Source organism: Caulobacter sp. GW821-FHT05F04 (assembly GCF_059419665.1).
The window spans coordinates 337,446-352,209 of record NZ_JBWKSF010000001.1; the positions used below are offsets into that span (position 1 = coordinate 337,446).

Below are 14,764 nucleotides of genomic sequence, written 5' to 3' on the forward strand. Positions count from 1 at the left end.
AACACTTGTTTGAGCGCGACGATCCGGGAGCCTTCGCATGACCACCGCCTATCTCTGTGACGGCCTCCGCACGCCTATCGGTCGCTACGGCGGCGCGCTCTCCAAGGTTCGCGCCGACGACCTGGCGGCCATCCCGCTGAAGGCCCTGGCCGCGCGCAACGCCGGCCTCGACCTGGAAGCCCTCGATGAGGTGGTGCTGGGCTGCGCCAACCAGGCCGGCGAGGACAACCGCAACGTCGCTCGCATGGCCTTGCTGCTGGCCGGCTATCCGGTCAGCGTGCCGGGCGTGACCGTCAACCGTCTGTGCGCTTCCGGCTTGGAAGCCGTCGGCTACGCCGCCCGCGCCATCCTGTCGGGCCATAACGACCTGCTGATCGCCGGCGGCGTCGAGAGCATGAGCCGCGCGCCGTTCGTGATGGGCAAGGCCGACAGCGCCTTCTCGCGCAACGCCGAGATCTTCGACACCACGATCGGCTGGCGCTTCGTCAATCCGGCCATGCGCAAGGCCTATGGCGTCGACTCCATGCCCGAGACGGCCGAGAACGTCGCCGCCGATTACGGTGTGAACCGCGAGGATCAGGACGCCTTCGCCCTGCGCAGCCAGCAGCGGGCCGCCGCGGCCCAGGCCAGCGGCTTCCTGGCCGGCGAGATCACCCCCGTCGAGATCCCCGGCAAGGCCGGCCCGACCCTCGTCGAGCGCGACGAGCATCCGCGCGAGACCACGATCGAGGCTCTGGCCAAGCTGAAGCCCGTCGTCCGCGAGGGTGGCGCCGTGACCGCCGGCAACGCCTCGGGCGTCAATGACGGCGCGGTGGCGCTGATCGTCGCCTCCGAGGACGCCGTCAAGCGCCACGGCCTGACGCCGCGCGCCCGGATCACCGGCTACGCCGCCGCCGGCGTCGCGCCGCGCGTCATGGGTATCGGCCCGGTCCCCGCCGTTCAGAAGCTGCTCGCCAGGACCGGTCTGTCGATCGGCGACTTCGACACCGTTGAGCTGAACGAGGCCTTCACCGCCCAGGGGCTGGCGGTGCTGCGTCAGCTGGGCCTGCCCGATGATGGCGCGCATGTGAACCCGAACGGCGGCGCCATCGCCCTGGGCCACCCGCTCGGCGCCTCCGGCGCGCGGCTGGTGCTGACCGCCCTTCGCCAATTGGAGGCGACCGGCGGCAAGCGCGGCCTCGCCACCCTCTGCATCGGCGTCGGCCAGGGCGCGGCGCTGTCGTTCGAGCGCGTCTAGTGTCGCTGGCGGATCCGGAGTTGATCGAGGCCCTGCGCCAGACGGTGCGCGCCCTCTGCCGCGACTTCCCGCCGCCCTACTGGCGCGCCCTGGATCGCGAGAAGGCCTATCCGACCGAGTTCGTGGCCGCCATGACCCAGGCCGGACTACTGGGCGTGCTGATCCCCGAGGCGTATGGCGGCGGCGGCCTGGGCCTGACAGCGGCCGCTGCGATCCTGGAGGAGGTCCACGCCAGTGGCGGCAACGCGGCCGCCGTGCACGCCCAGATGTACACGATGGGCACGGTGTTGCGGCATGGCTCACCTGAGCAGAAGGAGACCTGGCTGCCGAGGATCGCCGACGGCTCGATCCGCCTGCAGGCGTTCGGGGTCACCGAGCCCACGGCCGGAACGGACACCACCTCGATCTCGACCTTCGCCCGCCGCGAGGGCGAGACCTATGTGGTCAACGGCCAGAAGGTCTGGACCAGCCGGGCCGAGCACTCCGACCTGATGGTCCTGCTGGCCCGCACCACGCCCAAGGATCAAGTCGCCCGCAAGGCGGATGGCCTGTCGGTGTTCCTGGTCGACATGCGAGCAGCCAAGGGAAACGGCCTCTCGATCAGCCCGATCGCCACCATGCTGAACCACGCCACGACCGAACTCTTCTTTGACGACATGGTGATCCCCGCCGACAGCCTGATTGGCGAGGAAGGCAAGGGCTTCCGCTACATCCTGGACGGCATGAACGCCGAGCGGATCCTGATCGGCGCCGAGTGCCTGGGCGACGCCGCCTGGCTGATCGGCAAGGCGCGGGACTACGCCAACAGTCGCGTCGTGTTCGGCCGCCCGATCGGCCAGAACCAGGGCGTTCAGTTCCCGATCGCCCGCGCCTACGCCCAGGCCCACGCCGCGCGGCTGACGATCTATGACGCGGCCTCTCGCTACGACGCCGGGCTGCCCTGCGGCGAGCAGGCCAATATCGGCAAGATGCTGGCCTCGGAGGCCTCGTGGGCGGCGGCCGACATGTGCCTGCAGACCCACGGCGGCTTCGGCTTCGCAGAGGAGTACGACATCGAGCGCAAGTTCCGCGAGACGCGGCTCTACCAGGTGGCGCCGATCTCGACGAACCTGATCCTGGCCTATGTCGCCGAGCACGTGCTCGGCCTGCCCCGCTCGTACTGATGCAAAGGCGGCGGACGGCGATCCTGGCGGCTTCGGACCTGGCGCGCCTGGCGGCGGTGCTGGACCGGCCGACGCCGGCCGCGGTCCCGCCCGCCTGGCACTGGGGATGCCTGGCCGAACCGATCCCGCGCGCCGATCTCGGCCCCGACGGCCATCAAAGGCGCGGCCTGTTCCTGCCGACCATCGAAGCGCCTCGGCGGATGTTCGCGGCGGCGGACATGACCTTCGCTGGTCCCCTCCTGCCCGATCTCGAAACCGAGCTCGTCGAGACCATCTCCAAGATCGAGGAAAAGCCCGGCGCTAGCGGGCCGCTGACCTTCGTCACGGTCGACCGGACGTTCAGCCAGGCCGGCGAGGTCCGCGTCACCGAGCGCCAGACGATCGTCTACACCGCCGCCCCGCCCGCGCCGCGCACGCCCGACGCCGAGCTTCCTCAGGCTGAGTGGAGCCGCGACACGCCGACCGATCCGGTGCTGCTGTTCGCCTTTTCGGCGGCGACCTCGAACAGTCATCGCATCCACTACGACCTGCCCTACGCGACCGAGGTCGAAGGCTATCCGGGCCTCGTCGTCCACGGTCCGCTGATCGCCCTGCTGCTGCTCGAGGCCATGCCCGCCCGGCCGCTGACGCGCTTTTCGTTCCGGGCGCTGCAGCCGGCGTTTGCTGGTGAGACCATCGCGGCCAGAGGACATCTCACCGACGACGGCGCGGCGCTGTGGGCGGAGGTCGGCGGAGCGGTCGTGATGAAGGCCAAGGCCACCTTCTAGGCCGCCCTACTCCTCCAGGGTCGACGTATCGAACCCGTGGTAGAGGGACAGGAACCGGAACGGGTGGCCCTCGACATATTCCTTGAACATCACGTTGTTGATGTCGCTCTGGGTGTCGAAGGTTCCCACCTTCGCCCCCGGAGCGTGCAGCTCCAGGTGACGGCGGGCCAGGTTCAGGGCGACCTGGTCGATCCAGCGGGTGACGGTGGCGCGCGACAGCCGCTCATCCAGATAGGCCCGCAGCCAGCGCAGCAGGATCGACGTCTCCGGAGTCGGTCGGGCCAGCACCAAGTTGGCGGTGATCCGCGAACCGGCCTGGAAATTCTTGTCGTTCAGGTTCAGCACCAGATCGGCGTCGGTCCACTGCTCCAGCAGGTCGGCGACGCCGCGCTGCAGCAGCAGGTCGATGTCCGACACGAAGACGGGCCGTTGCAGCAGGTCCAGCAACCCGCCCAGGCGCTGGAACCGCACCGACTGGTAGTGGGCGACCGGGATCTCGATCAGCCCCTTCGGCGGCGCCTCGAAGCACTGGGTGGTCACCGCCGAAGCGTCGAAGTCGTCGCCGACGAAAACCACGCGCGGGTCGTCGATCCGCACCGTCGCGGCGGCCTCGGCCAGTTTCCCCGCGCCGCCGATCACATGGATCAACACCAGGAACGGCGTGTCGCTGTGTTTGAGCACCGACAGCGCCAGCCAGCGGCCGTACAGCTCGACATAGCGGGGGTCGCCAGCGGCGAAGAACACCACCTCGGCCCCGAGGGCGTCGGCGTGGGCCTTCAGCCCCTCGCCGTCCAAGGTCCTGCCATCGCCGGTCAGGAAGGTCTGGGGGCCGTCGTCCGGCGCGGGCGGGGTCGGCCCATCGAGATCCGCTCCGGTCAGGGCCTCCATCACCGCGCGGTAGTGATTGACCCAGTCGCCCCACTCCGGGCCGGGCGACTCCATGCCCATGGCCGCGGCCTCGGCCAGCAGCAGTTCGAACAGTTCGAGACGCTCGCGGGTCAGGGGCTCGCAGAGGATCAGGCTGACGGCGTCGTGGTAGAACTTCATCCGGCCCAGCGGATGCAGGCCCGCCTGCGTATCGCGCGCGGTGGCGATGGCCTTGCTCAGCTCGGCGGCGACGTCTAGCGCCGATTCCGCCGACGGCGCGGCGGCGGGCGGCGCCTCGGCCGGCACGCCCTCGAAGAAGCGGCCCAGCAGGGCCAGGGCCTGGGCGCCGACCGGCAGGGTTCCCTCGCCCAGCATCACCGCGAAGTTCAGGCCGCCGCGCCAGCCGACCTGCAGCTCGAAACGCTGCGGGGCCTGCGCCCACACAGCCTCGCCCGGAAAGGTCAGGTGCTCGAGTAGCGGGGTCTTGGGGGCCAGCACCAGGGCGCCGTCCAGGTGGTCGGCGGCCCAGCGGTGATGGGCGAAGCCACGATAGGCGCCCTCGGGCTTGAGGGCCTCCAGATAGCGTGACGGCGTGGTGATCCAGCCGGCCTCGGCGATCAGCGGCAGGCGCTCAAGCAACACGGACGGCCGGGCCAGGGTCTGGACCACATGCGTGGCCAGCACGCAGTCGAAGCGGCCCTCGCGCGCCACATGGGCCAGCACGGCGCGGTAGGTCTCGGGATCGGAAAGGTCGCCGGGAAAATCGGCGCCCACCCCGCCCAGCGCGGCGTCGCGCAGATCTTCCGGCCAACCGGGCGGACCGTCGCCGACCAGCAGGATTCGGAAGTTCGGGTCCTCGGCCTTGGACAGCCGGAGCTGAGCCACCAGCCCGGACAGGTCGCCCAAGCTCGCCAGTTGGCCGAACTGCGAAGGCCGCGTCGCGCGACGCTTGAACAGATCGCCCGGCGGGACTTGGCTCACGAAGCGCCACCTTCCCAGAGCCGGCCATCGGCGGGGATGGTCTTGACCTGGTCGCGCCGCGCCAACTCGTGGCGGTAAAGGGCGTGCAGGTCGGGCTCGGTCTGCATCTCGCGGTCGTCGCGGTCCAGCGACAGGCCGATGCGGAAGTAGGTGTCGAGATTGGTCAGGTTCGGGCGCGGCCTTTGGCCGGCCTGATGCTCGGCGATCATCTCGCCGTAAAGCGCTTCCAGCTTGCCGGCCAGCAGGTCCATGTCGAACAGCACGCAGCTGTCGCGGTTGGCCTCCAGCGTGTCGCGCAGAGCCTGGGCCTGGGCGCGGTCGGCGCCGAGCTCGACGGCCTTCTCGACATAGGCCTCCGCGCTGTCGACGACCAGTTCGGGCAGGCCGGCGCTACGCACCAGGCTGCCGCAGACCCGCGAGGCGAAACAGCGGCCCGACCAGGTCAGGACCGGCACGGCCATCCACAGCGCGTCCGAGGCCGTTGTGTGGGCGCCGTAGGGCGTGGTGTCCAGGAAAAGGTCCGCGAGGCGGTAGCGGGCCAGGTGGAAGGCGTTCTGCAGCTTCTGGGCGAAGACCAGGCGGGTGCGATCCACGCCCCGCGCCTCGGCCGCGTCGCGCAGGCGGGCGTTGGTCTCGGGGTTGCTGTCTAGCAGCCACAGCACGCTGCCGGGCGTGCGCTTGAGGATCTCCATCCAGCGATCGAAGACGTGCGGCGTGATCTTCTGCGTGCCGTTGAAGCAGCAGAACACGAAGGCGTCCTCGGGCAGGCCGGCCTCGGCGCGGGTCGGGACGGTCTCCTCCACCTTCCGGCGGCGGTCATTGGGCTGATAGCAGGGGATCCGGCGCACGGCCTCGGAGTAGTAGAGCTCCATCTCCGGCGGGATGATCCACGGGTCGGCGATAATGTAGTGGTGGTAGTCGCTGCCCATCGTCCCCGGATAACCCAGCCAGTTGACGATGATCGGGGCCGGACGGCGGGCGAAGACCGAGGTGCGGGCGTCGCGGGTGTGGCCGTTGACGTCGACCAGGATGTCGATGCCGTCGTCGACGATGCGTTGGGCGGCCTCGTCGTCCGACATCGGGCGGATGTCGGTGAAGTGCTCCGCCGCCGCGCGGATGCGGGTGTTCAGGCCATCGCTGGACTCCGGACCGCAGTAGTAGGCGAAGACCTCGACCTTTGACTTGTCGTGAACCTCGAACAGCTCGGCCATCAGGTAGCCGACGGCGTGGTCGCGCAGGTCGGAGGAAATGTAGCCGATGCGCGGACGGCGACCGGCGATGTCGATCGGGGCGTCGCGGCGGTCGACGCGGATCTGTTCGGGCGTGACCTTGGCCTCGCGCTCGACGAAGTGGTTGCCCGCGGCCAGCAGCAGCAACGGGTCATCGGTATAGGCGGCGACCGACAGCGGATTGACGCCTTCCAGCAAGGTCTCGCGCGGGACGCGCTCGGTCGGCTGCAGGGCCGGCCACTTGCACAGCGACAGGCGCGTGGCGACCAGCTGGCCGATCACGTCCATGGCCGAGGGGTCCAGCTCGGCGGCGCGCTGCAGGGCCAGTTCGGCGCGGGCCGACTGGTGCATGTCGCCCAGCAGGCGGGCGATCTGCTTGAGGCAGGTAAAGGCGTAGCCGGCGCCCACGCCGCTGATCACGACCTGGCGGTTAGCGCCCGCCTCCCAGGTGGCGACGGCCAGCTCACCCAGCCCAGCCCGTTCCTGGATGCCGCCCAGGTTCACATAGGCCGGCAGAAAGTCGGGATTGAGCTTGATCGCCTGCTCCAGCGAGGCCGCCGCGCCGGGGTTGTCGCCCAGAGCCGCCTGCAGGACCGCGCGGTTGAACAACGCCACCGACAGTTGCGGGTGCTCGGCGTTGAACTTGATCCAGACCTTGTAGGCCTGGTCGGCGAGGGCCGGCTGGCCCTCCGCGCCAAGTTTCGAGGCAAGGGTGATCAGGTCGCCGAGCGAACATCCCTCGGCGGTCAGCGTGCTGAGCAGGTTCAGCGTATCGATGTCGGCCATTGTCTTCCTGAAACCGATGGGCGGCGGACAGGCGCGCGCGAAAGCGGCGCGCGAGTCAGCGCTGCGTGATCATGGCATGGGGTTTGAAACTCGACCAATGCCCGAGAGCAAGGATCGCAAGCGGTCCGCCGTCCGCGCCTCGGGAGGCGTGGACGGCGGCCGGGATCAGCTCACGGTCAGGTAGGCCGCGATCTGGGCGTCGTTCAGGCTTTGCACCTGGGCGGGCGTCAGGGCGTTGGCCTGGGTCGAGGTCAGCGCCGCGATGTTGGTCGTCGACAGATAGTCCAGCTGGGTGGCGGTCAGGCCGGAGATCTGCGTGGCTTGCAACTGGCCGATCTGGGTCGTGCTCATCGCGTCGATCACTGTCGTGCCCAAGGCGCCGAGCTGGGTGCTCGTCAGGGCCGACAGCTGCGAGGCCGCCAGGTCGCCCACGTCGGTCACCGACAGGCCCTTGAGTTGCGAAGCCGTCAGCCCCTTCACCTGGGTCGTCGTCAGGGCGGCGGTCTGGGTAGCGTCCAGGGCCGAGATGTTGGTCGCCGACATCGCCGCCAGTTGCAGGATGCTCAACGCCGCGATCTGGGTGTCGATGAACTGACCGACATCAGCCGGACTCAGGGCCGCCAGCTGGCTGGGCACGATGCCCTTCACCTGGGTGCTGGTCAGCGCGGCGACCTGCGTGCCAGCCAAGGCCGAGAAGGCCGTGGTCGACAGGGCGCCGACCTGGGTGGCGGCCATCAGGGCGATCTGGGCGGCCGACAAAGTGCCGGTCTGGGCCGCGCTCAGGGCTCCCACCTGGGGCGCGGTCAGGGCGGCGACCTGGGTGTCGGCCAGCTCGCCGATGTCGGTGGTCGACAGACCCTTCACCTGGTCGAGGGTCAGGCCCTTGACCTGCGCCGTCGTCAGCGCGGCGGTCTGGTTGGCGTCGAGAGCCGAGAGGTTGGTCGCCGAGATCTGCGCCAGTTGGGTCGGGGCCAGGCTGGCGACCTGGGTGGTCGTCAGCTCGCCGATGTCGGTGGTGTTCAGGCCCTTCAGCTGGTCGGCCGTCAGGCCCTTGATCTGGGTCGTCGTCAGCGCGGCCACCTGGGTGTCGACCAGGGCCGAGAAGGCGGTCGCGCTCAGGGCGCCGATCTGGGCCGCCGACAGCGCGCCGATCTGGGTCTCGTCGAACTCGGCGACGTCAGTGACCGTCAGCCCCTTGACCTGAGCCGTCGTCAGACCCTTCAGCTGCACCGAGGTCAGCACGCCCACCTGGGTGGCGCTCAGGTTCGAGAAGCCGGTCGGCGTCATGCCGCCCAGCTGGGTCGAGCTGAGGGCCTGCACCTGCGTATCGGCCAGGGCGGCGATGTTGGCCGTGCTCAGGCCGCCCATCTGTTGCGTCGTCAGGCCCTTGATCTGCGTCGTCGTCAGCGCGGCCAGTTGGGTGTCGCGCATCAGCGCGACGTTGGTGGACGAGATCGCGCCCAGCTGGGTGGCCGTGAGGCCGCCAACCTGGGTGGTTGACAGTTCCTGCAACTGGCTCGGGACCAGGGCGGTGATCTGGGCCGGCGCGAGCTGGCCGATCTGGGTGGCCGACAGCTCGTCGATGTCGGTGACCGACAGGCCCTTCAGCTGGGTGGCGTTCAGCGCCTGGAGCTGGGTGTTGGCCAGAACCGCGACCTGGGTGTCGGCAAGGGCCGAGATGTTGGTCGCCGAGAGCTGCTTCATCTGATCCGCGGTCAGGGCGCGGATCTGGGTGGTCGAGAACTCGCCGATGTCCGTGACCGTCAGGCTCTGCAGCTGGCTGGCCGCGATGCCCTTGACCTGGGTGGCGTTCAGCGCCGCGACCTGGGTCTGGTTCAGCAGCGAGAAGCCCGTGGTGCTGAACGCGCCGACCTGCAGGGCAGACAGCCCCTGGATCTGGGTGTCGGCCAGACGGTCAAGCGCACCGCCCTGAGCGAAACCCTTGATCTGGGTAGCGGTCAGGCCCTTGACCTGGGTCGAGGTGATCGCCGCGAACTTGGTCTCGCTCAGGTTGTTAAAGGACGTGGCCTCGAAGCCGCCGAGCTGGGTCGGGCTGAGCGCGCCAATGGCCGTCTCGCTCAGATCCAACGCGTCATAGCCCATGCCGCTGATCTGGGTCGCCGTCAGGCCCTTGACCTGAGTGGTGGTCAGGGCGGCGGTCTGGGTCTGGTACAGCGACCTCAGGTTGGTCGTCGACAGCGCGCCGATCTGGGTGGACGACAGCGCGGCGACATTGGTGTCGCCGAAGGCGCCCAGGATGCCCTGCGGCAGCGCGCCGATCTGGATCGCCGTGAGGCCCGGGATCTGACTGGCTTGCAGGTCGTCATAGAAGGAGTTGGCGAAGTTGCTGATGGCTTCCTTCTTGATCGCGCCGATCTGGCTGGTGGTCAGCGACTTCACCGCCGTTGCGTCGAGCGCGCTGATATTGGTCGCATTGAGCGCGCCGATCTGCGCCGTCGTCAGACTGCTCAGCTGCGTGCCGGTCAGCTCGTGCAGCATATTGCCGGCGGAGCCGCCAATCTGAGCGACGGTCAGCGCCTTAAGCTGGGTCGCCGTCAAGGCCTGGGCCTTGGTCCTGTCCAGGTTGTCCAGCATGGTCGTCGACAGCGCCGACAGCAGGCTGGTCGATATGGAGGCCGCCTGGGTCTCGTCGATATACAGCAGGAAGGAGCCCGACAGACCGTTCGCCTGCGTGCCGGTCAGACCCGCCATTTGGGTGGTCGTCAAGGCGTCGATCTGGGTCGGATCCAGGGCGTTCAGGGCGGTGGTAGTCAGCGCCCCCAGCTGGCTGGCGGACAGCTTGGCCACCGAGGTCGAGAACTCGGAGGTGTTGAAGCCGTCCAGCGCCTTCAGCTGGGTGGCCGTCAGGCCCTTGATCTGGGTGGCGGTCAAGCTCTGCACCTGGGTCCCGTCCAGGGCCAGGAAGGCGGTGTTGCTGAGCGCGCCCACCTGGCTGGCGGTCAGGCCGGCCAGTTGGGTCGTCGACAGCTCCTGCACCTGGGTGCCGGCCAGGGCGCCGATCTGCAGGGCCGAAAGCGCGCCGATCTGGTTCGCCGACAGCTCGTCGATGTCGGTGACCGACAGGCCCTTCAGCTGGGTGGCGTTCAGCGCCTGGATCTGGGTGTTGGCCAGAACCGCGACCTGGGTGTCGGCCAGGGCCGAGATGCTGGCCGCCGAGAGGTTTTTGACCTGGTCGGCCGTCAGGGCCTGGATCTGGGTCGTCAGCAGCTCGCCGACGTCGGTGACGGTCAGGTTCTTCAGCTGGTCAGCGGTCAGACCCTTGATCTGGGTCGTCGTCAGGGCGGCGACCTGATTGGCGTCCAGGGCCGAGAAGCCCGTGGCCGTCAGCGCGCCGACCTGCGCCGGCGAGAGCGCGCCGACCTGGGTGGTCGACAGTTCACCGACGTCCGTGACCGTCAGCGCCTTCAGCTGGTTGGCCGAGACGCCCTTGATCTGCGTCGTGGTCAGCGCACCGACCTGGGTGGCGTCAAGGGCCGAGAAGCCCGTCGCCGAAATCGCCCCCAACTGGGTCGGCGTCAGGGCCTTGACCTGGGTCGTCGAGAACTCGGCGATGTCGGTGGCGTTCAGCGCGCCCAGCTGCGAGGCGGTGAGCCCCCTGATCTGGGTGTCGTTCAGCGCGCTGACCTGGGTGGCGTCCCAGGCGGCGAACTTGGTCGCGCCCAGCGCGCCGATCACCGAGGCGCTGAGGCCCGAGATCTGGGTGGTGGACAGGTCCGCGACGTTCAGCGCCGAGATCTGGCCGCTCGACAGCGCGCCGATCTGGGTCTGGTTCAGCTCGCCGATGTCGGTGACGGTCAGGCTGGCGATCTGGGTGTTGGTCAGCCCCTTCATCTGGCTCGTCGTCAGAGCCGCGGTCTGCGTCGCGTCCAGGGCCGAGAGATTGGCGGGCGCGAGGTTCTTGATCTGGTCAGCGCCCAGGGCGCCGATCTGGGTCGCGGACAGTTCGCCCACGTCGGTGAGGGACAGACCGCTGATCTGGGCGGCGGTCAGGCCCTTCATCTGGGTCGCCGTCAGCGCCGCCACCTGGGTGTCGACCAGGGCCGAGAAGTTGGCGGCCGACAGCGCGCCGATCTGGGCCGTCGACAGGGCCGACAGCTGGGTCGTGTTCAGCTCGCCGATATCGGTGACCGACAGACCCTTCACCTGCGCGGTCGTCAGGCCCTTGATCTGCGTCGCGTTGATCAGCGAGACCTGGGTCGAATTCAGGGCGGAGAAGCTGGTCGCGGCCATGGCGCCCAGTTGGCTCGCGCTCAGCGCCTGGATCTGCGTGTCGGCGAGGGCGGCCACGTTGGTGGTCGTCAGCGCCGCCACCTGGGCGGTGGTCAGGCCTTTCAGCTGGGTCGAGGTCAGGGCGCCCATCTGGGTGGCGTCCATCAGGCTGAAGTTGGTCGCCGTGATCGCGCCCACCTGCGTGCCGGTGAGGGCGCCCAGTTGCGTGGTCGAAAGCTCCTGAACCTGGGTCGAGACCAGAGCGGTCAGCTGGGCCGCGGACAACGCGCCGACCTGGGTCGCCGACAGCTCGTCGATGTCGGAGACCGACAGGCCCTTCAGCTGGGTCGTGTTCAGCGCCTGGATCTGCGTGTTGACCAGGACGGCGATCTGGGTGTCGGCCAGGGCCGAGATGCTGGCCGCCGAGAGGTTCTTGATCTGGTCGGCCGTCAGGGCCGAGACCTGGGTGGTCGACAGCTCGCCGATGTCGGTGACGGTCAGGTTCTTCAGCTGATCGGCTGTCAGGCCCTTGATCTGGCCCGTCGAGATCTGGGCCATCTGGGTGGCGTTCAGGGCCGAGAAGCCCGTCGAGGTCATGGCGCCCAGCTGAGTCGCCGTCAGGGCGCCGATCTGGGTGCCGGCCAGATCGCCGATGTCGGTCGTCGATAGGGCCTTAAGCTGCGAAGAGGTCAGCCCCTTCATCTGCGTGGTCGTCAGGGCCGCCGTCTGGTTCGCGTCCAGCGCGGTGAATGCCGTCGCCGTCAGGGAGCCGACCTGGGCCGCGCTCAGGGCGCTGATCTGGGTCGTGGCGAGCTCGCCGATGTCGGAGGCCGTCAAGGCGGCCAGTTGAGCGCTGGTCAGGCCTTTGACCTGGCTCTCGGTCAGCGAGCCGACTTGCGTGGCGTCGAGAGCCGCGAAGTTCGTCGCCGACAGCGAACCGACCTGCGTGGCGGTCAGTTGGCTCAGCTGAGCCGTCGAAAGGCTCTTCACGTTGGTCAGGTTCAGAGCCGACAGCTGAGAGGTCGCCAGGGCGCCGATCTGGGTATCGGCCAGTTCGGCGATGTCGCTGGCCGTCATGGCCTGCAGCTGGGCCGCGGACAGACCTCTCACCTGCGTGCTGCTCAGCACCGCGACCTGGGTGTCGACCATCGCCGAGACGGCGGCCGCGCTCAGGTTCTTGATCTGGTCGGCGCTCAGCGCCTTGACCTGGGTGGTGGTCAGCTCGCCGATGTCGGTGGTCGTCAGGTTCTTCAGCTGAACGGCTGTCAGGCCCTTCACCTGGGTTTCGGTCAGGGCCGCCATCTGGTTGGCGTCGAGCGCCGAAAGATTGGTCGAGGACATCGCGCCCAACTGGGCGGTCGTCAGGGAACGGACCTGGGTGGTCGACAGCTCGCCGATGTCGGTGGTCGTCAGCGCCTTGATCTGGTTGGCGGTCAGGCCCTTGATCTGGGTCTCGTTGATCAACGAGACCTGGGTGGCGCTCAGCGAGGAAAAGCTTGTCGTCGAGATGGCGCCCAGCTGCGTCGACGAAAGCCCGCCGATCTGGGTGTCGACCAGGTTGCCGACATTGGCGACGGTCAGAGAGCCCATCTGCTGGGCGGTCAGGCCCTTGAGCTGCGTCGTCGTCAGGGCGCCCAGCTGCGTGGCGTCCATCAGGGTCAGGTTGGTCGTGCTGACCGCGCCCAGCTGCGTCGAGGTCAGCCCGCCGATCTGGGTGGTCGTCAGCGACTGCACCTGGGTGGTGGCCAGCACGCCCACCTGGGCGGTCGTCAGGCCGCCGATCTGGGTCGAGGACAGCTCACCGATGTCGGTGACCGTCATGCCGCGGATCTGGGTCGCGCTGATGCCGGCGATCTGGCTGTTGTTCAGCCTGGCGACCTGAGTGTCGGCCAGGGCCGAGAAGGCCGCCGCCGTCAGCGAGCCCAGCTGGTTCGGCAGCAGGGCCCCGACCTGGGTCGTGGACAGTTCGCCCACGTCGGCGGCGCTCAACCCCTTCATCTGGTCGATCGTCAGACCCTTGATTTGGGTCGTCGTCAGCGCCGCCACCTGGGTGTCGGCCAGCGCCGAGATGTTGGTCGAGGTGATGGCGGCCAACTGGCTGGTCGCCAGGGAGCCGATCTGGGTCGTCGTCAGCTCGCCGATGTCAGTGGTCGTCAGGGCCTTCAGTTGGTTGGCCGTCAGACCCTTGATCTGGCTCGTCGACAACGCCGCCACCTGCGTGGCGTCCAGGGCCGAGAACGCGCCGGTGGTCAGCGCGCCCAGCTGGGTCGCGCTCAGGAAGCCGACCTGTGTGGAGGTCAGCTCGCCGACGTCGCTGACGCTCAGGGCGGACATCTGCTGGACCGTCAGGCCCTTGATCTGGTTTTCGGTCAGCCCGCCGACCTGAGTGGCGTTCAAGGCCGAGAACGCGGAAGCCGACAGGGCCGCGACCTGGGTCGAGGCCAGGATGGCGATCTGGTCCGTCGACAGCGTCGCCGCCTGCCCCGTGGTCAGGGCGCCGAGCTGCGCGACGCTGAGGCCGCCGACCTGGGTCGAGGACAGCTCACCGACGTCGGTGACCGTCAGGGCCTTGATCTGGTCGTTGGTGACGCCCTTGAGCTGGGTCGCCGTCAGCACGGCCATCTGCGTGGCCGCCAGGGCCGAGAACGCGCCCGTGGTCAGCGCGCCCAGTTGCACGGCCGAAAGAGCGCCGACCTGCGTCGTCGACATCTCGCCGATGTCGGTGGTGGTCAGCCCCTTGACCTGCGCGGCCGTCAGACTCTTGATCTGGGTGGTGGTCAGCGACCCCATCTGGGTGGCGTCGAGCGCCGACACGTTGGTCGTCGACAGCGCGGCCACGCGGTCGACGCCAAGGGCGGCGATCTGGGTGCCGACCAGCTCGCCGACGTCGGCGACGCTTAGCGCCTTCGCCTGGACGACGCTGACGCCCTTGATCTGGTCCTGGCTCAGGGCGGCGATCTGGGTGCCGACCAGGCCCGAGAAGTTGGTCGCCGACAGGGCGCCGATCTGGGTCGAGCCGAGGCTGGCGATGTGCGACACGTCGAGGGCCGCGAGCTGGGTCGACGTGAGCGCGGAAACCTGGTTGGTCGAGAGCTGCGTCAGCTGGGTGACGTCGAAGACCACCGAAGTCGCGAACTTCGGGATCTGGGTGGCGGTGAGCGCCTTGACTTGGGTCGTGCTGAGCGCGGCGACCTGGGTGTCGGCGAGCGCGCCGATCCCTGTCGCGCTGATCGCGGCGATCTGAGACCCGTTGAGCGACTGGATGTCTGTCGTGGACAGCCCCTGGATCGCCGTGATCGAGAGGTTCGAGATCTGCGCTGCAGAAAGGCTCGAGATCGACATTCACCCACCCTTGCTGGCGGACACGCACCTGCGGGCCCGGACGCAAACCATGGAGACGCCCCCCAAAATCAAGCGTCCCGCAACAAGCCCAACTATGGCTTGATTCCGGTAACCATATTTCCTTTCCAAGTCCTTTCAACGAGACATGCCGACGCAGCGTTA

5 protein-coding genes and 1 pseudogene are annotated in these 14,764 nt (G+C 68.7%); 3 read left to right on the forward strand and 3 right to left on the reverse strand.

Features of this window, described 5'->3' with window-relative positions:
- Nucleotides 1-37: 37 nt before the first annotated feature.
- The 3 genes from pcaF to AC07R7_RS01735 are packed head-to-tail and all read left to right on the forward strand — an operon-like array spanning nucleotide 38 to nucleotide 3,167.
- Nucleotides 38-1,237, forward strand: coding sequence for a 3-oxoadipyl-CoA thiolase (gene pcaF, locus AC07R7_RS01725; protein ID WP_494633853.1), 1,200 nt, complete (start codon nucleotides 38-40; stop codon nucleotides 1,235-1,237).
- Nucleotides 1,237-2,400, forward strand: a complete 1,164-nt coding sequence (locus tag AC07R7_RS01730) for an acyl-CoA dehydrogenase family protein (protein WP_494633855.1) — start codon at nucleotides 1,237-1,239, stop codon at nucleotides 2,398-2,400. Before pcaF ends, AC07R7_RS01730 begins: the two co-directional genes overlap by 1 nt.
- Entirely contained in the window at nucleotides 2,400-3,167 is a 768-nt protein-coding gene (locus tag AC07R7_RS01735) for an HTD2 family dehydratase (RefSeq protein ID WP_494633857.1), read from the forward strand. Before AC07R7_RS01730 ends, AC07R7_RS01735 begins: the two co-directional genes overlap by 1 nt.
- 6 nt (nucleotides 3,168-3,173) lie before the next feature.
- Here AC07R7_RS01735 and AC07R7_RS01740 read toward each other — a convergent pair.
- The 3 genes and pseudogenes from AC07R7_RS01740 to AC07R7_RS01750 form a co-directional block, all read right to left on the reverse strand.
- A pseudogene (locus AC07R7_RS01740) lies at nucleotides 3,174-4,991 on the reverse strand (FkbM family methyltransferase); the annotation flags it as partial.
- A gap of 20 nt (nucleotides 4,992-5,011) precedes the next feature.
- Nucleotides 5,012-7,030 (reverse strand): O-linked N-acetylglucosamine transferase, SPINDLY family protein, encoded by a 2,019-nt coding sequence (locus tag AC07R7_RS01745; RefSeq protein ID WP_494633859.1) that lies wholly within the window; start codon nucleotides 7,028-7,030, stop codon nucleotides 5,012-5,014.
- A 165-nt stretch (nucleotides 7,031-7,195) separates the two neighbouring features.
- Entirely contained in the window at nucleotides 7,196-14,602 is a 7,407-nt protein-coding gene (locus tag AC07R7_RS01750) for a beta strand repeat-containing protein (protein ID WP_494633861.1), read from the reverse strand.
- Nucleotides 14,603-14,764 lie beyond the last annotated feature (162 nt).

What these genes read in the sequence shown, in the direction of transcription:
- pcaF (WP_494633853.1), top strand. Translation starts at nt 38, where the DNA reads ATGACCACCGCCTATCTCTGTGACGGCCTCCGCACGCCTATCGGTCGC.
- AC07R7_RS01745 (WP_494633859.1), bottom strand. Translation starts at nt 7,030, where the DNA reads ATGGCCGACATCGATACGCTGAACCTGCTCAGCACGCTGACCGCCGAG.
- AC07R7_RS01750 (WP_494633861.1), bottom strand. Translation starts at nt 14,602, where the DNA reads ATGTCGATCTCGAGCCTTTCTGCAGCGCAGATCTCGAACCTCTCGATC.
- AC07R7_RS01735 (WP_494633857.1), top strand. Translation starts at nt 2,400, where the DNA reads ATGCAAAGGCGGCGGACGGCGATCCTGGCGGCTTCGGACCTGGCGCGC.